The 21,003-nt window shown below is 69.1% G+C and carries 18 protein-coding genes; 13 read left to right on the top strand and 5 right to left on the bottom strand.

Annotation, left to right across the window (positions count from 1 at the left end):
* Positions 1-45: 45 nt before the first annotated feature.
* On the bottom strand, positions 46-4,077 hold the full coding sequence (hrpA, locus tag ASD65_RS05510; RefSeq protein ID WP_056219565.1) for an ATP-dependent RNA helicase HrpA: 4,032 nt from the start codon (positions 4,075-4,077) through the stop codon (positions 46-48).
* 72 nt (positions 4,078-4,149) lie between these two features.
* Between hrpA and ASD65_RS05505 the strand changes: the two genes are divergently transcribed.
* From ASD65_RS05505 to ASD65_RS05470, 8 genes are all read left to right on the top strand, one after another.
* Positions 4,150-4,980 carry a MerR family transcriptional regulator gene (locus tag ASD65_RS05505; protein WP_056219562.1) on the top strand — a complete coding sequence of 277 codons (831 nt, stop codon included), beginning with the start codon at positions 4,150-4,152 and terminating at the stop codon, positions 4,978-4,980.
* 98 nt (positions 4,981-5,078) lie between these two features.
* Entirely contained in the window at positions 5,079-5,768 is a 690-nt protein-coding gene (locus ASD65_RS05500) for a hypothetical protein (RefSeq protein ID WP_156378785.1), read from the top strand.
* The gene (locus ASD65_RS05495; protein ID WP_056219556.1) at positions 5,761-6,057 is read left to right on the top strand and encodes a winged helix-turn-helix domain-containing protein; all 297 of its coding nucleotides are present in this window, start codon (positions 5,761-5,763) and stop codon (positions 6,055-6,057) included. The genes ASD65_RS05500 and ASD65_RS05495 overlap by 8 nt, the downstream gene beginning before the upstream one ends.
* Positions 6,054-6,956, top strand: coding sequence for an ABC transporter ATP-binding protein (locus ASD65_RS05490; RefSeq protein ID WP_056219553.1), 903 nt, complete (start codon positions 6,054-6,056; stop codon positions 6,954-6,956). Before ASD65_RS05495 ends, ASD65_RS05490 begins: the two co-directional genes overlap by 4 nt.
* A complete protein-coding gene (locus ASD65_RS05485) occupies positions 6,953-7,744 on the top strand; it encodes an ABC transporter permease (RefSeq protein WP_056219550.1) in 792 nt (263 codons plus the stop codon). The genes ASD65_RS05490 and ASD65_RS05485 overlap by 4 nt, the downstream gene beginning before the upstream one ends.
* Positions 7,745-7,765: 21 nt before the next feature.
* Positions 7,766-8,605, top strand: a complete 840-nt coding sequence (locus ASD65_RS05480; protein WP_056219547.1) for an aldo/keto reductase — start codon at positions 7,766-7,768, stop codon at positions 8,603-8,605.
* Positions 8,606-8,667: 62 nt separating this feature from the next.
* A complete protein-coding gene (gene msuE / locus ASD65_RS05475) occupies positions 8,668-9,258 on the top strand; it encodes an FMN reductase (RefSeq protein ID WP_056219544.1) in 591 nt (196 codons plus the stop codon).
* A gap of 21 nt (positions 9,259-9,279) precedes the next feature.
* Positions 9,280-11,124: a thioredoxin domain-containing protein gene (locus tag ASD65_RS05470; RefSeq protein ID WP_056219541.1), complete on the top strand. Its 1,845-nt coding sequence runs from the start codon at positions 9,280-9,282 to the stop codon at positions 11,122-11,124.
* Here ASD65_RS05470 and ASD65_RS05465 read toward each other — a convergent pair.
* Entirely contained in the window at positions 11,121-12,725 is a 1,605-nt protein-coding gene (locus ASD65_RS05465; RefSeq protein WP_056219538.1) for a dolichyl-phosphate-mannose--protein mannosyltransferase, read from the bottom strand. The genes ASD65_RS05470 and ASD65_RS05465 overlap by 4 nt on opposite strands.
* A 38-nt stretch (positions 12,726-12,763) precedes the next feature.
* Here ASD65_RS05465 and rsmI point away from each other — a divergent pair, with 38 nt between their 5' ends.
* From rsmI to ASD65_RS05445, 4 genes are all read left to right on the top strand, one after another.
* Positions 12,764-13,582 carry a 16S rRNA (cytidine(1402)-2'-O)-methyltransferase gene (gene rsmI, locus ASD65_RS05460; protein WP_056224512.1) on the top strand — a complete coding sequence of 273 codons (819 nt, stop codon included), beginning with the start codon at positions 12,764-12,766 and terminating at the stop codon, positions 13,580-13,582.
* A 102-nt stretch (positions 13,583-13,684) separates the two neighbouring features.
* Entirely contained in the window at positions 13,685-15,262 is a 1,578-nt protein-coding gene (metG, locus tag ASD65_RS05455; RefSeq protein WP_056219534.1) for a methionine--tRNA ligase, read from the top strand.
* Entirely contained in the window at positions 15,262-16,146 is an 885-nt protein-coding gene (locus tag ASD65_RS05450; RefSeq protein WP_056219532.1) for a TatD family hydrolase, read from the top strand. The genes metG and ASD65_RS05450 overlap by 1 nt, the downstream gene beginning before the upstream one ends.
* A gap of 3 nt (positions 16,147-16,149) precedes the next feature.
* Positions 16,150-16,677, top strand: a complete 528-nt coding sequence (locus tag ASD65_RS05445; RefSeq protein ID WP_056219529.1) for an NUDIX hydrolase — start codon at positions 16,150-16,152, stop codon at positions 16,675-16,677.
* A gap of 92 nt (positions 16,678-16,769) precedes the next feature.
* On the opposite strand, the gene ASD65_RS05440 is transcribed toward ASD65_RS05445, so the two are convergent.
* A complete protein-coding gene (locus tag ASD65_RS05440) occupies positions 16,770-17,312 on the bottom strand; it encodes a GNAT family N-acetyltransferase (protein WP_056219526.1) in 543 nt (180 codons plus the stop codon).
* A 129-nt stretch (positions 17,313-17,441) separates the two neighbouring features.
* On the bottom strand, positions 17,442-18,935 hold the full coding sequence (locus ASD65_RS05435; protein WP_056219523.1) for an HNH endonuclease signature motif containing protein: 1,494 nt from the start codon (positions 18,933-18,935) through the stop codon (positions 17,442-17,444).
* Positions 18,936-19,152: 217 nt separating this feature from the next.
* Between ASD65_RS05435 and ASD65_RS05430 the strand changes: the two genes are divergently transcribed.
* Entirely contained in the window at positions 19,153-19,638 is a 486-nt protein-coding gene (locus tag ASD65_RS05430) for a 2'-5' RNA ligase family protein (protein WP_056219519.1), read from the top strand.
* An 82-nt stretch (positions 19,639-19,720) separates the two neighbouring features.
* Here the strand turns inward: ASD65_RS05430 and ASD65_RS05425 are convergent, their stop codons facing one another.
* Complete coding sequence (locus ASD65_RS05425; protein ID WP_056219516.1) at positions 19,721-20,983, bottom strand: MFS transporter; 1,263 nt, start codon at positions 20,981-20,983, stop codon at positions 19,721-19,723.
* Between the last annotated feature and the right edge of the window lie 20 nt (positions 20,984-21,003).

The following is a 21,003-nucleotide window of genomic DNA, read 5'->3' as shown; positions in this document are numbered from 1 at the left end:
TGTGTCAACCGCCGTTCCGTCTCGTCGTATTCCGCCGCGGACATGTCAGCCTGCGAGCGTCTTCGTGATCCGCTGCAGCGAGACCGGCTCGCCGGCCCCCACGCGCTGGGCGAACAGGCTCATCCGGTACTCCTCCAGCAGCCATCGCGCGTGCACGAGCGATGCCGGCGCATCCGGCGGGGGAGGGATGACGCCGCCGGCGTCGGCGAACAGCGCGGCGGCGCGTTCGAACTCCGTCATCCGCTGTCGATCGCGGCCGGGGTTGTCGGCGAGGCCGCTCAGTCGTTCGAGCACGCCCTGGAGGTAGCGCGGCAGTTGCGCGAGTCGGGCGAGGCCGGTCTGCGCGACGAAGCCGGGGAAGACGAGTCCGGACAACTGCCCGCGGATGTCGTTGAGTGCACCGAGCAGGACGAGCGAGTTCTGGCTGCGCACGGCACGGTCGGCGTCCCGCGCGAGGATCAGGATGCGCGCCGTCAGCGACACGGTCTTGAACACGTCATCGACCACGCCGGCGGAGAAGGCGTCGCGGACCCGCGCGAACTCGGCTCGCGTGCGGATCACGCCCGTCGGGCTGAGGCGAGCGATCACGGCGTCCGCGACGGCCGTGCGGCAGTCCTCGATGAGCGCCTTCGCGGACGGATACGGGGATGCCGCGAGCGCCAGCTTCTCGTTCGCGGTGAGGTGCTCGAGCACATACGCGGCGGCCGACGGCACCGTGAGGAGAAGCAGTCGGCGGGCGCCGGCGCGGGTCTGCCGCGCCGCTTCCTCCGGCGTCGTCTCGATGCGCACCGAGACGGTCGCGCCGTCATCGACCAGGGCGGGGTAGCCGCGCACCACGCCGCCGGCGACCTTCGTGTCGACGACTTCGGGGAGATCGTCGAAGGTCCAGTCCGTGAGGCCCGTCCGGGTCAGCGGGGCAGCGGCAGGGCCCTGAGGACCGGACGGCGGCATCGGCCCTGTCTTGCTACCCGACTCCGGTGCGTTCGAACGCTCTGCGCCGCGCTGCAGCGAGCGCTCCACCGTGGTGCGCGCGCGGTCGGCGAGCCGGGTCTGCAGAGCGAGCAGATCGCGATCGGATGCCGCGGCCCGGCCACGTTCGTCCACGGCCCGGAACGAGACCTGCAGGTGCTCCGGCACTCGGCTCATGTCGAAATCGGCCGCGGTCACGGGCTGGTTCGCCACCCGCTGGACCAGCCGCGCGAGCGTCTCGCGGAGCGTCGTCGCGGGCAGGCCGTTGTGCGCCTCCGGGCCGAGCCCGGCCAGTTCGTCGGAGAACCGGGCCGCCCAGTCCGCCGCGGGCACGACGTTGCGGCGGATCGCCTTGGGCAGTGCGCGGAGCAGGGCGGTGACGAGCTCGGCCCGCATCCCCGGCACCTGCCAGTCGAATCCGTCCGGGCGCAGCTGCGCGAGCAGTGCGAGCGGCACGATGACCGTGACACCGTCATCCGGCGCCCCCGGCTCGAAGCGGTACGCCAGCGACAGCACCTGATCGCCCTGCTGCCAGCGCGCGGGGAAGTCGCGGGCGTCGCCGCGGGCGGCCTCGTCGACGAGGTCGGCCTCGGTCAGATCGAGCAGTCGCGGGGTGCGGGACGAGGCATCGCGCCACCAGGCTTCGAAGGAGCGGGCATCGAAGACGTCCTGCGGGACGCGGGCGTCGTAGAACGCGAAGACGGCTTCGTCGCCGACGAGGATGTCGCGGCGGCGCTCGCGCTCCTCGATCTTCTCCAGGCGTCGTCGCTGCTCGAGGTTGCGGCGGAGGAAGGCGGTGAGCTGCTTGTCGAGGTAGGACGGGTCCCAGTCCTCCTCGACGAGGGCGTGCCGCAGGAACAGCTCGCGGGCGAGGGGCCGGTCGTACCGGGCCAGCTGCACGCGGCGGCGCGGGATGATCTCGACGCCGAAGAGCGTGACCTTCTCGGACGCGACGGCCGCTCCCGCGGTCTTGGACCAGTGCGGATCCCCGAGCTGCCGCTTCGCGAGGTCACCGGCGAGCGGCTCGGCCCAGGCCGGATCGATCGCCGCGACCGTGCGGGCGAACAGGCGCGAGGTCTCGACGAGCTCGGCGGCCATCACCACGTCCGGGCGCTTCTTCTTCAGTCCGGATCCGGGGAAGATCGCGAACCGCGCGCCGCGGGCACCGACGTACTCGGCCGCCGGCTGGCGCTTCGTGTCAGTGCGCGCGTTCGACGCCCGGGCGGAGCTGCGCTCGTCGAGCATGCCGATGTGCGAGAGCAATCCGGACAGGATCGCCTTGTGGATCTCGTCCGGATCGGCCGAACCGCCGGAATCATGCCGTTCGCCTTTGTCGGAGCGCGAGACGAGCGAGCGCAACTGGCGGTGGACGTCGACCCATTCCCGCACCCGCACGTAGTTGAGGTGCTCGGCACGGCAGAGGCGCCGGAACGCGCTGGATCCCAGCTCGGCCTGCTGCTCCTGAAGGTGGTTCCAGAGGTTGAGCATGCTCAGGAAGTCGCTGGTCGGATCGGTGAAGCGCGCGTGCAGCCGGTCGGCCTCCTCGCGGCGCTCCTCCGGACGCTCGCGCACGTCCTGGATCGACATGCCCGCGACGATCGCCATCACATCGGACAACACTCCGGTCTTGCGCGCTTCCAGCAGCATGCGGGCGAATCGCGGGTCGATCGGCAGGCGCGCGATCTCCCGGCCCAGGGGAGTGAGCGCCGGCCCCTTCGGCTGGTCGCCCGACCGCGTGCCGCGCTCGGCGGGTCGCACCGCGCCGAGCTCGAGCAGGAGGTCGAAGGCGGCCTTCACCCCGCGTGAATCGGGCGGGGTGAGGAACGGGAAGGCGGTGATGTCGCCGAAACCGAGCGCCAGCATCTGCAGGATGACGGAGGCCAGGCTCGTGCGCAGGATCTCGGGCTCGGTGAACTCGGGGCGCTTCTCGAAGTCCTCCTCCGAGTACAGCCGGATCGCGATGCCCGGGGCGGTGCGACCCGCACGGCCGGCGCGCTGCTGGGCGGAGGCCTGCGAGATCGCCTCGATCGGCAGCTGCTGGATCTTGGTGCGGACGCTGTAGCGCGAGATGCGTGCCGTGCCGGTGTCCACGACGTAGCGGATGCCGGGAACTGTCAGGCTCGTCTCGGCGACGTTGGTGGCGAGGATGACGCGGCGACGCACGCCGGCGACGGTGGAGCGCTCGAACACGCGATGCTGCTCGGCGGCGCTCAGTCGGCCGTACAGGGGGAGCACCTCGGTGGGTGAGGTGTCCTTGGCGTAGGCGCCGCGGACGGCGTCCGCGGCATCCCGGATCTCCGCCTCACCCGGAAGGAAGACGAGCACATCGCCGGACGGCTCGCGGTCGAGCTCGCGCAGGGCCGCGACGATGGCGTCGACGTCGTCGGGGGTGTCGTCGCGCTTGGTGACAGGAGCCCGCTTCGGTCGGGCAGTGGCCGGTTCGCGGTTGGATCGAGCCGATCCTCCCTCGTCCGCAGCGCCGTCAGTCGCGACCTCCTCGACCTGTCCGCGGTAGCGGATCTCGACGGGATACGTGCGTCCGGAGACCTCGATGATCGGGGCGGGGTTGCCCGCGGCATCCGCGAAGTGCTTCGCGAAGCTCTCCGGATCGATCGTCGCGCTGGTCACGATGACGCGCAGATCCGGGCGCTTCGGAAGGATGCGGCGCAGGTACCCGATGAGGAAGTCGACGTTCAGGGACCGCTCGTGCGCCTCGTCCACGATGATCGTGTCGTAGCGGCTGAGCAGCCGGTCGCGATGGATCTCGTTCAGCAGGATGCCGTCGGTCATGAGCGTGACCCGGGTGTCCTCGGTCACCTTGTCGGTGAAGCGGACCTTGTAGCCGACCGTGGTGCCGAGCGGCACCTCGAGCTCTTCGGCGATGCGCTCGGCGATCGTGCGGGCCGCGATGCGGCGCGGTTGAGTGTGCGCGATCTTCGTGCGACCGAGCTCGAGGCAGATCTTCGGCAGCTGCGTGGTCTTGCCCGAACCGGTTGCGCCGGCCACGATCACGACCTGATGGTCGCGGATGGCGAGCGCGATCTCGTCCCGCGCGGCGCTGACGGGCAGCTCCGGCGGGTACGTGATGACGGGTTCGGGAGAGGGCATAGCCCTCCATCGTAAAGTCTTGCGGGACCGACTTGACCCTGACACCGTGTCAGGGCCCACCGTGGAGTGATCATGTACACCATTGGAGAGTTCGCTCTGTACGGACGGGTGAGCGTTCGGATGCTGCGGCACTACGACGCGATCGGGCTGCTCAGGCCCGCCCGGGTCGACGCGAGATCCGGGTACCGGTCGTACGACGCCGCGCAGTTCGCGACGCTCGGGCGCATCGTGGGCCTGCGCGATCTCGGCCTCGGACTCGAAGTGATCCGCGGAGTGATCGACGGATCGACGGATGCCGCGGGCACGCGCGCCCTGCTCGCCTCCCGTCGAGCCGAGCTGTGCGATCAGATCGCCGCAGACCACGAGCGCATCCGCCGCCTGGACGAACGCCTCCGCATTCTGGAAGGAAGCACCATCATGTCCGCTGCCGTCGAAATCAAAACCCTTGCCCCCGTCGCGGTGCTGGAGGCATCCGCCGTGGCCCCGGGGCCGGGACCGGAGAACGTTTCGCCCGTCATCGGGCCCCTCTACGACCGGCTCGCGGCGGCGATCAGCGCCGCCGGCCTGGCGGTGCGGGAACCGGCCTATGCGCTGTACGAAGCGGTCGATGGTGAGAACGAGGATGCCGGGCTGCGCGTGCGCGCGGGCTACACGGCGGCCGACGGAGATCGCGCCGCGGATGGGTTCGATGTCGTCGTGCTGCCCGCCGTGCCGCTGGCTGCGACGATCGTGCACCACGGTGTGATGTCGCGCATCGGTGAGACGTGGAACGAGCTCATGGAGTGGATGCCGGCCAACGGTTATCGTCCGTCCGGCCTGTGTCGTGAGGTGTACCTCGTCACCGACCCGCTGCCGCAACAGGAGTGGGTGACCGAGCTGCAGCAGCCGGTCGAAAGGATCTGAGCACGGAGAGGCCGACCGGCACCCACCGGTCGGCCTCTCATATGCCGAGAGACGCAAACCTATTGCGCTCGCAGACTACTTTGCGGTACAAAGTAGATATGAACGCAACACAGGATGACCCCATCTCCGGAGATGAAGCGCTATCGCCGGAGCAGATGCTCGCCCTGCTGGATGACCAGCGCAAGAGCGTCGAAGGGCAGATGGCCGCCTTCGTCCCGATCCTCGTGACGACGTGGGGTGTCGCGTGGCTGCTCGGCTTCGGTGCGCTGTGGCTGATCGACGGGTTGAAGCCGACGTTCTCCCTTCCGTTGCCGATCGCCATCGCGATCTTCGTGCTGCTCCTCGGCGGCGCGATCGCGATCTCGACGGTCCTCGGCATCCGCTCCGGTCGCGGTATCCGGGGCAACAGCGCTGCGGCCTTCACCGGCATGGTCTACGGAATGACCTGGATGCTGGGCAGCCTCGCGATCTTCGGCTTCGCGCAGGGGCTGGTGTTCAACGGCATGGATCGCGACCTCGCGAACCTGTTCTACCCGATCGCCTTCGTGCTGTTCGCCGGGATCATGTACGTGATCTCGGGCGCCATCTGGCACGCGGTGCCCATGATCGTGCTCGGCGTCTGGACCATCGTGGTGGCGATCGCGGCGCTGTTCTTCGGCTATCCGACCCACTACCTCGTGCTGGCGATCGGGGGCGGCGTCGCCTACCTGCTGCTCGGCATCCTGTCCTTCGTCCACCTCGCCCGGCTGCGCAACCGGGTCACGCGGACGGCGGCCGGCCGTGGATGAGCTCGACCCGGTCATCCACGCGCAGGCGCGGCTGCGGATCATGGCGACGCTGGCGACGATCGACGCGGGCGACCAGATCTCGTTCGCACGGCTCCAGGAGCTGCTGGACATGACCGCGGGCAACCTCTCCACGCATCTGCGGAAGCTGGAGGATGCCGCGTACGTCGAGGTCGTCAAGACCCACAAGGGCCGCACGCCCATCACCTACATAGCCCTGACCAAGCAAGGCCGTCGCGCCTTCGAGGACTACATGGACGCCCTCCGCGGCGTCCTGGGAGCATCATCATGACCCTCGCACCGCTCGCCTCCTTCGACCACGTCACCCGCCGCTACGGCGACATCGTGGCGGCGGATGACGTCACGCTCGACATCGCGCCCGGTCAGATCGTCGGCCTGCTCGGCCCCAACGGCGCCGGCAAGTCCACGCTGCTCTCCCTGCTGCAGGGGCTGCGGCGCCCGACCTCCGGGACGGTCCGCCTCTTCGGCGGCGACCCGCGGGACGTGCGCAATCGGCAGCTGCTCGGCAGCACGCCGCAGGAGACCGCGCTGCCGGAGGCGCTCAAGGTGGGCGAGGTCATCGACTTCGTCGGCGGTCACTTCGCTCACCGGGTGTCCACGGCCGACCTCGCCGCCCAGTTCGGGCTCGGGGATCTGCTCCGCCGGCAGACCGGATCCCTCTCCGGCGGTCAGAAGCGTCGCGTCAGCGTCGCGCTCGCGTTCGTCGGAGCGCCGTCCCTGGTGGTGCTCGACGAGCCGACGACGGGACTGGATGTGGATGCGCGCCGATCCCTGTGGGACGCCATCCGCGCGCAGCACGCCGCGGGCGTGACCATCGTCGTCACCAGCCACTACCTCGAAGAGATCGAGGCGCTCGCCGAGCGTGTGGTGGTGGTCGACCACGGCCGGATCCTCGCCGACGACACGATCGGCAGCGTGCTCGCCCACGTCGGGCGCAGCCGAGTGCGCATCCTGACGCCGGACCCGGTCGCCGTCGCACGGCTCGACCCGTCCGCTCACCATGAGACCGACGGAGACGGTGAGCTGTTCACGATGACCGACGCGGACGGATTCGTCCGCGCACTCGTGGGCAGCGGCATCCCGTTCCAGGGACTCACGGTGCGCGGCGCCACCCTCGAGGAAGCGTTCCTCGCCCTCACCGACTCGACCGACCGAAAGGCCTCCGCATGAGCGCCATCACGCTGGACCGCACGGGCGGAAGTACCCCGAGCATCGTCCGGATCACCCTGCTGCACGCCAAGTACAACCTCATCGAGACGTTCCGCATCCCGGTCGCCGTCATCGGCGCGATGGTCTTCCCAGCGCTCGCCCTGCTCTTCTTCGTCGTGCCCAACCGCGCCGTGGCCGACAACCCGGAGTTCGCGACGCAGGCGGTCATCTCGCTGTCGGTGTTCGCCGTGATGTCGAACGGCCTGTTCAGCTTCGGCCTCACGATCGCCGAGAGCAGGGAGAAGCCGTGGGATCCGTACCTGCGCACCCTCCCGGCATCCGGGCTCGCGCGTGTGCTCGCCCAGATCTTCTCGACCGGGGCGCTCGGAATCGTCGCGATCATCCCCGTCATCGTCGTGGGTGGCCTCTTCACCGCGGCCACCGCATCCCCCGGGCGTATCGTGCTCGGGTTGTTCGCGCTCGCCGTGTCGGCGGTGCCGTTCATGCTGATCGGCATCTGCATCGGCTACGCGATGCCGATGAAGGCCGCGATCGCCGTCGTGCAGGTCATCATGTTCGGGCTGGCGTTCGGCGGCGGACTGTTCCTCCCGCCGCAGATCTTCGCCGACTGGCTCAACACGATCTCGCAGTGGTTCCCGTCGCGCCAGGCGCGGGAGTTCGTCATCTGGGCCGTGCAGGGCGGCGATCTGGAGTGGTGGGTGTGGGTCGGCATCGTCGTCTGGACGATCGTCTTCCTCATCCTGGCGCTCGTCCTGTTCCGTCGTGACGAGGGCCGCCGCTACCGCTGATCCGGAACGTAGGCTGGAGACATGACGACGGTTCCCTCACTTCAGCTCAACGACGGCAACAGCATCCCCCAGCTCGGCTACGGGGTGTTCAAGGTGCCGCCGGCAGACACCGAGCGTGCCGTCAGCGAGGCGCTCGAGGTCGGCTACCGCCACATCGACACCGCCGCCATCTACGGCAACGAGGAGGGCGTCGGCGCGGCGATCGCGGCCAGCGGACTGTCGCGCGACGAGCTGTTCATCACGACCAAGCTCTGGAACGACCGCCACGATGGCGACGAGCCGCGCGCCGCGCTCGGGGAGAGCCTCGAGAAGCTCGGCCTGGACGCCGTCGACCTGTATCTCGTGCACTGGCCGACCCCGGCGCGCGACAACTACGTGCATGCGTGGACCAAGCTCATCGAGCTGCGGGATGCCGGGCTCTCGCGCAGCATCGGCGTCTCGAACCACCTCGTGCCGCACCTCGAGCGCATCGTCGCCGAGACCGGTGTCGTCCCCGCCGTGGACCAGATCGAGCTGCACCCGGCGCATCAGCAGCGCGCGGTGACCGAGTGGGCTGCCGCCCGCGGCGTCGCGATCGAGGCCTGGGGGCCTCTCGGTCAGGGCAAGTACGACCTGTTCGGCACCGCGCCGGTGACCGCGGCATCCGTCGCCCACGGCAAGACTCCGGCACAGGTGGTCATCCGCTGGCACCTGCAGAAGGGGTTCGTGCTGTTCCCCAAGTCGGTGCGCATCGAGCGCCTGCGCGAGAACCTCGACGTCTTCGACTTCACGCTGACCGACGCCGAACTCGCCGCGATCGATTCGCTGGACCAGCCAGACGGCAGTGGCCGCGTGAGCTCGGACCCCAACGAGGTCAACTGACGGTGTGACGCCCCGTGTCGCGCGGCGGGGCGGAGACGGACGCCGCGGCTAGCGTCGTAGGCATGACCGAGTCCGCTCCCCGCACCCCGCTGCGCGTCGTCGGGGTGTCGGGCTCGCTGTCGGCGCCGAGCCGCACGACGGCCTTGGTCGCGGCCCTCATCGAGGCGCTCGCGGACCGTTCGGACATCGATGCGCGGATCATCGAGCTGACTGACATCGGACCCGACCTCGCCGGTGCCCTGCGCCGCGAAGACCTCTCGCCGCGGGTCGAGGACGCGCTCCTCGCGATCGAGAGCGCCGACCTGATCATCGCGGCGAGCCCGGTGTACCGCGCGTCTTTCACGGGACTGTTCAAGCACCTCTTCGACTTCGTCGGGCAGTACTCGCTCGTAGGGAAGCCGGTGCTGGTCGCCGCCACGGGCGGGGGCGAGCGGCACGCCCTCATCCTGGAGCATCAACTGCGGCCCTTGTTCGGGTTCTTCCAGGCACTGACGCTGCCGCTCGGGGTGTACGCGAGCGACGCGGCGTTCGAGGGATACACGGTCACCGATCCCGCGCTGCTCGCCCGCATCGACGAGGCCGCATCCCGGGCGCTCCCGTTGGTAGAGCAGGTCGCCCGTCAACACATCTCGGAGTACGTGTCGAGCTGGTGAGTGCGGGCATAGCCTGGACGCATGGCCTCTCGTCTTGCCGACGCGTCAAGTCCCTACCTGCGCGCGCATGCCGACAACCCCGTCGCGTGGTTCCCGTGGGGTCAGGATGCGTTCGATGAGGCCCGGCGCCGCGATGTGCCCGTGCTGGTCTCGATCGGGTATTCGACCTGCCACTGGTGCCACGTCATGGCCCGGGAGTCCTTCTCGGATGACGTGACCGCCCGCGAGATCAACGACGGTTTCGTCGCGATCAAGGTCGACCGGGAAGAGCATCCGGAGGTGGATGCCGCGTATCTGGCCGCCGCGGGAGCCTTCACCGGCAGCCTCGGCTGGCCGCTGACCGTTTTCACGACGCCCGACGGACGCCCGTTCTACGCCGGCACATACTGGCCGCCCGAGCCGCGCCCGCCGCTCCCGGCATTTCGGCAGGTGCTCGCGGCCGTCCGCGAGGCGTGGGAGGAGCGCCGCGACCAGGTCGACGAGACCTCGCAGCAGCTCGCGGAGGCTCTGCAGCGTCTCGGTGCCGTGCGGCCGCCCGCCGACCGTCTTCCCGGCTCCGACGAACTCATGGATGCGGCACGGCGCCTGGCCCGGCTCGAGGATCGGGAGTATGGGGGCTTCGCCGCGGCATCCGTCGGTATGGACACCCCGAAGTTCCCGACCGTTCCGGCCTTGCGATTCCTCCAAGCGACCGCGGCACTGGGCGACGGCGGGGAGCCGGAGGTCGCGCATCGTGCGCTCGCAGCGATGGCGACCTCGCCGCTGCGAGACCCCGTCGATGGCGGCTTCTTCCGCTACGCGACCCGTCGTGACTGGACCGTGCCGCACTACGAGCGCATGCTGACCGACAACGCCGGGCTGCTCGAGGTCGCCCTCGACGACGGCGATGCTGCTACGGCCCGGGGCATCGCCGCGTTCCTGCGGGAGGTCATGCAACTGCCGTCCGGCGGGTTCGCGGCGGCGCAGGACTCCGAGTCGATGGTGGACGGGCGTCGGTCGGAGGGCGGGTACTACGTCCGGGATGCCGCGGCACGGGCATCGCTGGATCCTCCCGCGCTCGACGGCAAGGTCATCACCGGCTGGAACGGACTCGCCATCGCCGCGCTGGCCCGCGGCGGGGTGCGGTTGCAGGAGCCGACGTGGATCGAGGCGGCGCGCTGGGCCGCGGACTGCGTCCTGGTGGACAACATCGACGCGAACGGGATGCTGCGGCGCGCGTCGCTGGATGAGATCCCGTCGCGGGCAGCGGGAGCGCTGGAGGACTGGGGGCTGCTCGCCTCCGGTCTGCTCGGCCTCGCCGCCGCGACGGGCGATGTGCTGTACGCGACGAAAGCCCTCGACCTGATCGACGCCTGCGTGCGGGACGGAGCGCTGCGCACGCCCGGTGGCGGTGATCCGGTGCTGGCCGCACAGGGCGTGCCGATCACGACGGATGCGGCCGACGGAGACCATCCGTCCGGACCGGCGTCCGTGGCCGCTGCGGCGCTGGCGGCGTGGCGGCTCGGTGCGGGGGAGCGCTACCGGGAGATCGCGGCCGGGGTCGTGGCATCCCATTCGTCCATCGCGCTGGATCATCCCGTCGGCTACGGCGCGCTGCTGGAGACGGCGGTCGGACTGGCCGCGGCGCCGCGGCAGGTCGTGGTGGTGGCACCCGGGTCGGATGACCCGCTCGTTGCGGCGGCAGGTGCGCTACGTGCCGACGTGATCGCCGTCGTGACGCCGGAACAGGCGCAGGAGTGGGCCGAGGCCGGGTTCGAGCTGTTCGAGGCGAAGGCGCTCGTCGGCGGTCGCGCGGCGCTGTACGACTGTCGCGGCTTCACGTGCCGCCTGCCCGTGACCGAGGCATCCCAGCTCGCGGAGAGCTAGACCCAGGTCGGGAACCAGTTGTGCGCGCGCCAGAAGTCGTACGGGACGGAGGTCGCGGTGAGCACCGGGTACCAGAACGCGGAGAGCACAAGCACGAAGGCGAGGAACACCAGCACCACTCGTTGCCCCGATTTTCGCCGGTCCGGATCGGTGCTGCCCGATCCGGCGATATCTCGCAGGGCGAAGGCCAGCGCCAGCAGCATGAACGGGAGCATCGCGATCGTGTAGAACTGGAAGATCGTGCGCTCCGGGTACAGCAGCCACGGCACGTAGGTCGCGGCGAAGCCGGTCAGCACGATCGCGTAGCGCCAGTCGGGCTTCACGATGAAGCGGATGACGAGATAGACGATCGCCGCGATGCCGGCCCACCAGATCAATGGGTTCGGCATGCTGTAGACGTTCTGCACGCACCCGTTGGCCGTCTCGCAGCCGAGCTGACCGAGCTTGTCCTGGTGGTAGTACATCGACGTCGGCCGGATCAGGAACGGCCATTGCCAGGCCGCACTGCGGTAGCCGTGCGGCGAGGTGAGACCGACGTGGAACCCGTACATCGCCTCGTGATATGCCCACAGGTTCTGCAGCGGCAGCGGCACCCACGACCAGAATCCGGTCGCAGGTGAATCGTCCACCGCGTGTCGGCCATAGCCGTCATCCGTGACGAGCCAGCCGATCCACGACGCGACGTAGACCACGAGCGCGATGGGGACGAGCAGCAGGAACGACGCGATGCCCTGCCGGAACGCGGCATCCGTCGGCCAGAACCCGACCCCGGCGCGTCGACGGGCCAGCGCGTCCGAGACCACGACGTAGATGCCGATCGCCGCGAGCACGTACAGTCCCGACCACTTGACCGCTGTCGCGGCGCCGGCCGCCGCCCCCGCCGCGATGAGCCAGGGGCGGTTCCACAGCACCGGCCCCCACGCGGGCGGCGTGCCGCCGAGCGATCGGGCACCGATCACGGCGGCGAGATTCGCGAGATGTCGGCGGCGATCCAGGATGACGAACCAGAACGAGAGCAGGGCGAAGAAGGTCAGGAAGATGTCGAGGAGCGCGACCCTGCTCATCACGATGCCGAGGCCGTCGACCGCGAGCAGCAGCGCTGCGACCGAGGAGAACACCGTCGATCCGGTCAGTGACCGTGCCACGAAGTAGAGCAGCAGCACCAGCGCGGTGCCGAACAGCGCGGTGGTGAACCGCCATCCGACCGAGGAATCGGCCCCGAACAGGCCCATTCCCGCGCCGATGATCCACTTGCCGAGCGGCGGGTGCACCACGAAGCTGCCGACAGTGGTGAAGGTGTCGGTGTTACCCGCGACGAACAGCGCGTCGGCGCGGTCACCCCACGTGGATGGGTAGCCGAGGTTCCACTGGCTCCAGGAGTCCTTCACGTAGTACGTCTCATCGAAGATGAAGGCGTGCGGATGCCCGAGGTTCCAGAAGCGCAGGATGCCGGCGATGAGGGTGATCAGGGTCGGCGCGAGCCAGCCCCACACGCGGCCTCGGCGCGGATCCGCAGCCACCCGCGCGCGCCAGCGGTCGTACACGGACGGCCGAGTGCGCGTCGCAACGGCCGGGGGCAGGAGTGGCTCGGCGATCGTCACGCGAACAGCCTATGGGGGTCGAGTGCGAGACTGGGCGCATGCTGATCCTCGCCGCCACCCCGATCGGCAACCTCAAGGATGCCTCGCCCCGCCTCGTCGAAGCGCTCGAGACCGTGCGCGTCGTCGCCTCCGAAGACACCCGGACGACACAACGCCTGCTCGCCGCGCTCGGCGTGACCAATCGCCCGCGCCTGATCGCCTTCCACGACCACAACGAGAAGGAGAAGGCCGCCGAGCTGGCCGCCCTCGCTGCGCAGGAGGATCTCCTCGTCGTCAGCGAAGCGGGGATGCCGACGGTCAGTGATCCCGGATACGGACTGGTCGCCGCGGCCGCCGCCCTCGGCGTCACGGTCACCGCGATCCCCGGACCGAGCGCTGTCGTCACCGCGCTCGCCGTCTCCGGGCTGCCGACCGATCGCTTCACGTTCGAAGGATTCGTGGCGCGCAAGCCGGGGGAGCGGGCCGCTTCCCTGCGCGCCCTCGCGGCCGAACCCCGCACGATGGTGTTCTTCGAAGCGCCGTCGCGGGTGGCGACCACGCTCGCCGACATGGGGAAGGCGTTCGGCGACGATCGTCGCGCGGCCGTCTGCCGTGAGCTGACCAAGATGTTCGAGGAGACCAAGCGCGGCACCCTCGCCGAGCTGACCGCCTGGGCCGCCGACGGCGTTCGCGGCGAGGTGGTGCTCGTCGTCGAGGGAGCCGCCCCGCGCAACGTCGCATTCCCCGATGCCGTGACGCAGGTGCTCGAGCTCGTGCGCGCCGGCACGCGACTGAAGGATGCCGCATCCGAGGTCTCCGCCCACACCGGGCACTCCTCGCGCGAGCTCTACCAGGCCGCGTTGGCCGTCAAGGGCTGACCCGTCCGCGTCACATGTGACGTTTCGGCTTGCGCAAGACCGTTTCGGCCGGGCGATCGTCACAGGCCGAGGCGAGGCATCCGGCCAAACTAGACTCGACGGGTGAGTAACGGGAGTTCTTTCTACATCACGACGCCGATCTACTATCCGAGCGACGTGCCCCACATCGGCCATGGCTATACGACCGTGGCGGTGGACACGCTCGCGCGCTGGCACCGCCAGGCGGGCGATGACACCTGGATGCTGACCGGCACCGACGAGCACGGCCAGAAGATGCTCCGTGCGGCCGTCGCCAACGGCGTCACACCGCAGCAGTGGGTGGATCGCCTGGTCGGCGAGTCATGGTTCCCGCTGCTGACGACGCTGGACGTCGCCAACGACGACTTCATCCGCACGACGCAGGAGCGCCACGAGCACAACGTGCAGACGTTCTTCCAGACCCTGTACGACCGCGGCTACATCTACGCGGGCGAGTACGAGGCGCTGTACTGCGTCGGCTGCGAGGAGTTCAAGCCCGAGTCGGAGATCGTCGACGGCACGGGTGCCTTCGAGGGCCTCAAGGTCTGCGCCATCCACTCCAAGCCGCTGGAACTGCTGCAGGAGAAGAACTACTTCTTCAAGCTCAGCGAGTTCCAGGACAAGCTCATCGAGCTCTACACCTCGGTGCCCGACTTCATCCGCCCCGAGTCTGCGCGCAACGAGGTCATCTCGTTCGTCAAGCAGGGCCTCAAGGACCTCTCGATCTCGCGCTCCACGTTCGATTGGGGCATCAAGGTCCCGTGGGACGAGGCGCACGTCATCTACGTGTGGGTCGACGCGCTCCTGAACTACGCCACCGCGGTGGGCTACGGCTCCGACCCGGAGCAGTTCGCGCGCCGCTGGCCGGCATTCCACGTCGTGGGCAAGGACATCCTGCGCTTCCACGCCGTCATCTGGCCCGCGATGCTGATGGCTGCAGGGCTCGAGGTGCCGCGCGGCGTGTTCGCGCACGGCTGGCTGCTGGTCGGCGGCGAGAAGATGTCCAAGTCCAAGCTCACCGGCATCGCGCCGACCGAGATCACGGACGTCTTCGGCTCCGACGCGTACCGGTACTACTTCCTGTCCGCGATCGCGTTCGGCCAGGACGGCTCGTTCTCGTGGGAGGACCTGTCCGCCCGCTACCAGGCCGAGCTCGCCAACGGCTTCGGCAACCTCGCCTCGCGCACCGTCGCGATGATCGAGCGGTACTACGAGGGCATCGTCCCGCCACCGGGGGAGTACACCGACGCAGATCTCGCGATCCAGCAGGTCGTGGCCGATGCCGCGGCCACCGCCGACGCCGCGATCGAGCGTTTCCGGATCGACGAGGCGATCGCCGCGATCTGGAAGATCGTGGACGCGCTGAACCTCTACATCACCGAGAACGAGCCGTGGGCTCTGGCCAAGGACGACGCCCAGCGCGGCCGCCTGGGCACGGTGCTGTACACGGCTGCCGAGGGACTTCGCGCCCTCGCGACCCTGCTGTCGCCGGTCACGCCGGTCGCGACGGAGAAGCTGTGGATCGCGCTCGGTGCCGCCGAGACCCTCGGACGCCTGCAGGACCAGCCCATCCGCGCCGCAGGGAAGTGGGGTGCGCTCAAGCCCGGATCCTCGGTCAACGGCCTGGCGCCGCTGTTCCCGCGCGTCGAGCAGACGGTGTGATGACCGACCCCAGCAACTACGTGCGGGAGCGGTACAACGACGGCTCGCGCGATGTGCGATGGCCGGCGGCGCCCGAACCGCTCGCGGTGCCGGTGTACGACAACCACGCTCACCTGGAGATCGCCGACGGTGACGAGCTGCTGACGGTCGCCGATCAGCTCGATCGCGCCGCGGCGGTGGGCGTGATCGGCGTCGTGCAGGCGGGCGGCGACATCGAGTCGAGCGTGTGGTCGGCGGAGGCCGCGGCATCCCATCCCCGTGTGCTCGCTGCCGTCGCGATCCACCCGAACGAGGCTCCGGCGTATGCCGAAGCCGGCCGTCTCGACGAGGCGATCGCGGTCATCGACGAGCTCGCCGCGCAGCCGCGCGTGCGGGCCATCGGCGAGACGGGTCTGGACTTCTTCCGCACCGAGGCCGACGGCATCCCTGCGCAGTACGTGTCTTTCGAGGCGCACATCGCGCTGGCCAAGAAGCACGGGATCGCGATGCAGATCCACGACCGCGATGCGCATGACGCCGTCCTGGAGACGCTGGCGCGTGTCGGCGCCCCGGAGCGCACGGTGTTCCACTGCTTCTCGGGCGATGCCGACATGGCGCGTATCGCCGCCGATGCGGGGTACTACCTGTCGTTCGCGGGCAACGTGACGTTCAAGAACGCGCAGAACCTCCGCGATGCTCTCGCGGTCACGCCGCTGGATCACATCCTGGTGGAGACGGATGCTCCGTTCCTCACGCCGACGCCGCATCGGGGTCGCCCGAATGCGCCGTACCTGATCCCGGTCACGCTGCGCTTCATGGCGGCCGAGCTCGGTCTGGACGTCGACGAGCTGAGCGCTCAGGTCGCCGCCAACACCCTCGCTGTCTACGGGGCTTTCGAGGACTGAGACATGGACGGCGAACTCTGGGATGTGACGGATGCCGCCGGCCGGCCTGTCGGCAGGACCCATCGCCGCGGTGATCCAGGGTTTCCGGCCGGCTTGTTCCATGTCGTTTCGGCCACGTGCGTCGTGCGCGATGACGGGCAGGTGCTGCTGACGCAGCGCGCCGCGATCAAGGATTGGCCGTTGGCGTGGGAGTTCCCCGCGGGCAGCGCCTTGGCCGGTGAGACGAGCGCGGAGGCGGCGTCGCGCGAACTGTTCGAGGAGGCGGGGCTGCGGGCTGAACCGGAAGCGCTTATCTTCGTCGGACGCTTCACGGAGGTGAACGCGCTGCTCGATCTGTACGTCGCGCATGGTGTGGATGTCGGCACGCTCGAGCTCGATCCCACCGAAGTGCGCGACAGCGAGTGGGTGTCGCTTGCGGAGGTGCGCGATCGGTACCGTGCGGGTGGAATGGCAGGGCCATGGGTCGATCGCCTCGAAGCGCTGTGGGAGCGGTTGGTTGCTGCCGTGCGCGGAGCGGATGCGGCGGATTAGTAGTCGCACTCGGCGACTCACGATGCCGAGAGCGCCGATCGACGTCGCTGATTCGCTGAGCGGGGCTCAGCGGCCGATGGCTGAGCGGAGACTCAGCGGTCGATGATCGGCAGACCATCGACACCGTGCGCAGGATCGGTCGCGAGACGCGCGTGGAGCTCGACATCAAAGCGCTCGGTGCCGTACCGGAGCTTCTGTCGTTCGATCCCTTCGGGGATGAATCCGGCGCGGGTCGCGACCCGGCACGATGCGGGGTTGTTCACGCGATGGCCGAGTTCGAGCCGGAAGATGTCTTCGCTGAACGCCAGATCGGCGACGGAGGCTAGGGCGCGGGTCATGAGGCCCCGGCCGCGTGCGGCGGAGGTGAGCCAGTAGGAGATCCATGCGGTGCCGTGACGATGCTCGATGGCCGAGACGCCCACGTTTCCCACCGCAGTCCCGTCGTGTACGACAGCCCAATTTCGCGCATTCGCGCGCGCGCTCAGCTGCGTATCGATGAAGGATGCGGCTTGCGCGACGGTGCGGAGGTCCGCTCCGCCCAGCTGGGTGTCCAGACCAGGAGTCGACAACACCGCGGCGCGCAGGGCGTCGGCATCCGTCGCGCGCCAAGGACGGAGGTGGAGGTCGTCGAGCATCGATCTATGCTTTCATGTCGGCGGCGACCCCGGAGATCGGGCCACCGAGAGCAGCGGCGGCATCATGTCGTCGGCACGCATCATGTCACCGGCACCGCGCCACCGCGAGAACCGCGCCGCCGGCCCGCATCACGCCGCCGGCCGAAGCCGTTTCGGTGGTGGATCGACGTCGCGCCACGCGTATCGCAGAGCGAGCCGCGCTCCCAGGACGATCGGATCTCCTCGCCCGGGCGGCGGGTGCAAGACGAAGTCGGCATGACCGTCGCGGGTGATTCTCCACCCACCGTGATGCAGCTGCATGTGGTGATAGCGACATAGGAGTATCCCGCGATCGATGTCCGTGGAGCCGCCCTCGGCGTAATGGTCGATGTGATGGGCTTCGCAATACGAGGCGGGGCGGTCGCAGCCTCGCCACCGGCATCCGCCGTCGCGCACTGCGAGAGCGATGCGCTGTTTCGAGGAGAAAAGTCGCTCTTCGCGCCCGAGATCGAGGGGATTTCCTTCGCGATCGACCGTGCACCGGACGGTTCCGGTGTCGCAGACCCGCTGGGCGATCAGCCATGCCGGAAGCGCGAGCTGATCATCCTCGGTGAGGCTTGTCGCCGGGGATTCCTCGAGACCGGCCTGCAAATCTTGTGCCGTCACGAGAACACGCACGCCGGCCTGACGCGTGCCGAACACAGCCGTGGCGTCGGCCAGCGCGCCGGCGCGGAGCACATCGAGGATTAGGTCATACGCGAGCTGCTCATTGGTGCGTGCATCCTCGACGAGTTTCTCGGCCTGCGCCTTTTCCGTCGGATCGACGAAGCGCGGCCCTCCACGCCGTGGCCGCAGCGCGCTCGCGACGATCGTCTGAACCCACGCTCCGCCGAGGTCGTCGAAGGTGAGGGACGCGCGTCGCACCCCGTCGGCGTCCGTCCACAGGCGGAACGACCGACGTTCGGAACGTTCGTCGTATCGGCGCTGAGCACCCTCTGGATCGAGTTGGTCTCGCACTGTTCGCGCCGCGCGTGCCAGCTCTTCCACGGTGCGGTCCGCAGCTTCACGGCCGAGCTGTTCCGCGGCGAGCGACCATGCCTCCGCGAAGTAGGCCGAGTGTTCATCGGTGTCGGGCGGCTCACCGAGCCCGCGAAGGATCGCCTCGTGCTGCGCCGAGCTGATGGTGCCGTCGAGCAGCGCGCGCCCGAGCGCACCGTGCCAGGCCTCGCGGATGGGGTCAGTGTCGCTGTGCGTCTCGTGGTCGAGCCGAACCTCGACATCGCCTCGTCCGGCGATCCCAGCCCCCGTCAGCAACGACTCGCCGAGTCGTACGTGCTTGATCGCGTCGGCGCGTGTGGCGCCCGTCAGCTCTTGGATGAGCGCGACGGGGGAGTGATGCCCACGCGTCTGGGCCAGCCCGCCATGACCGCTCTCGCGAGTGCTGCGGACAGCGGCGATTCCGGACGCCGTGATCCGCACCTTCTCCGCTGCGCGGATGATGCCCGACGCGGCGGTGATCACGACGACGACGGCATCGTCGTCGAGCGCGGCGACCTGGCTCGGCAAGACACCTGATGCAGTGTCAGCTCCGAGAGCATCGCGCAGCACTTCGAGGTGCTCGAGAATCTCGGAGAAGATTGCCATGGTCTATTCTCCCAAAGGCCTCCGACATTCGAACGGAAGGATCACCCAGTTCGGGAAACTCCCCGCACCTGCGTGCATGTGGAGGAACGATCGAGCCGCGCCACTGAGTTTTGAGGCCTGGCTGCGTCGGATGCCAGGCTGGAATGGGGATTTTCCGAGCGATGGTTGGATGTGGGGGTGAACAATCGACCTCTCGCCGTCGCCATTGGCCGCTCGCGTGACAGATAACCGACTGCGGGAGAAGTACACCGTTGCGGCGCTGTTCCACACCATCGCCGAGGGCGTCGAATTCGACCGCGGTCATTGGCCCGCGCACGTGACGCTCGTGTCGAACTTCGTCACCGATGCGGACCTCGCCGATCTCGTTGCCGCCGTGCGCGGCGCGGATGCTCTGACCGGGCCTCTGGCCGTCGAGTTCGCCGGCTCGGCGCTGTTCGGACCGGATCGTGATGTGCCCGTTCAGCTGGTGCGGCCCACACGGCTCGCACTCACCCACGAGCGCCTGGCCGATCGGATCGAATCGCTCTCGGGGTTCGCGGCCGATGTCCCGGCCTACTGGCGGAATGGCTACCGACCGCATGTCACGCTCTTTCCGGGGCTCGCGGTCAGCGAGGGAGCGCAGCGCGTCGTACAGTGCGTCGTCATCGCGCGGCTCAGCGGAACTGCGGCGACGGTCGTTGCCGCGTTCGAAGTCCCGGACTGATCGGCCAGCGCGAGCTGAGCTCTCCCGGAACAACCCGTTCACGGCTGCGAGAACCGTTCATGCGATCAGGCATCCCCCAGTCCTACCCCGCGTTCTCCGCCACACCGTCTTCCACGACCGGCTTCGCGGCCGCGATGTTCGAGATCGAGCGCCACACCAGCAGCAGCGTGATGGCCGAGCCGGCGAAGGCGAACCACCACGGCGCGGTGAGGCCCCACGCCTCGGCGAGCAGCCCGCCGATGAGCTGACCGATCACGAGACCGCCGAAGACGCCGACCATGTTCACCGAGGCGATGCGTCCCTGCAGGGGCATCGGCACCAGGCGCTGCCGCACAGTGGTCGAGATCGTGCCCCAGATGAAGGCGTACGCGCCGAATCCGAACATGACCACGAAGGCGACGATGTCGGACGTGTTGAGGGCGAAGATGAGGTGCATCAGCACTTCGAGCGAGAGGCACACGCGCATCAGCGTCGCGAACGACACGTGACGCTCGAGCCAGCCGAAGCAGCCGGTCGAGATGAGCCCGCCGAGCGCGGCCGCTGTCGTGAGGGCGCCGTAGCCGATGACGCCGAGGTTGAGGTGCTCGGTGGCGTAGAGCACGAGGATGCTCCAGGGAGCGGCCCACGTCACATTGAAGACGAGGATGATGATGACGAGCGTGCGCACCGGTGCGTTGCCCCTCAGCCAGCGGAGGCCTTCGCGGATCGGTTGGGCCTTCACCCCCGGGACGACGGCAGCCTGCTCGGGGATCGGAGTCCGTGCGATCCGGGAGATGAGGATCACGGCGAGGGCGACGCAGAGTATCTGCACCAGGAACGGCCAGAACGACCCGATGGCGAACAGGAACGCACCCAATGGCGGGCCGGCGAGCTGGTTGCCGACGAGGTAACCGGCCTGCAGCCGCGCGTTCCCGATGCCCAGATCGGAGGGACGCACGACCATCGGCAGCAGCGTGCTCCCCGCCGTATCGGCGAAGACTTCCGCAGTGCCGTAGAGGAAAGCCGTGGCCAGCACGATCCACACCGTGACGTTGCCGGTCGCCAGGAAGACCACGAGCCCGAGCACGATCACCGCGCGCGATCCGTTGGCCAGCATGACCAGGCGGCGGCGATCGTGGTGGTCGGCGATCGAGCCGGCCAGCAGTCCGAACAGCAGCCACGGGAGGAACTGCATCATGGCGCCGGCGGCGACCAGGAGCGGCGACGAGGTCAGCGACGCGATGAGCAGCGGGGCGGCGGACAGTGCGATGCCGTCGCCGAGGTTGCTGGTCCACGAGGATGCGAGCAGCCAGCGGAAGTCCGCGCCGAGGCGGCGGGGCGCGATGAGTTCCCCGAGCGATGGCATCCCGCCATCCTAAAGGGGGC

Source organism: Microbacterium sp. Root61, assembly GCF_001427525.1.
Lineage (GTDB): Bacteria > Actinomycetota > Actinomycetes > Actinomycetales > Microbacteriaceae > Microbacterium.
The sequence above is the reverse complement of the archived record's forward strand: the minus strand, read 5'-3'. Positions and strand labels throughout refer to the sequence as shown.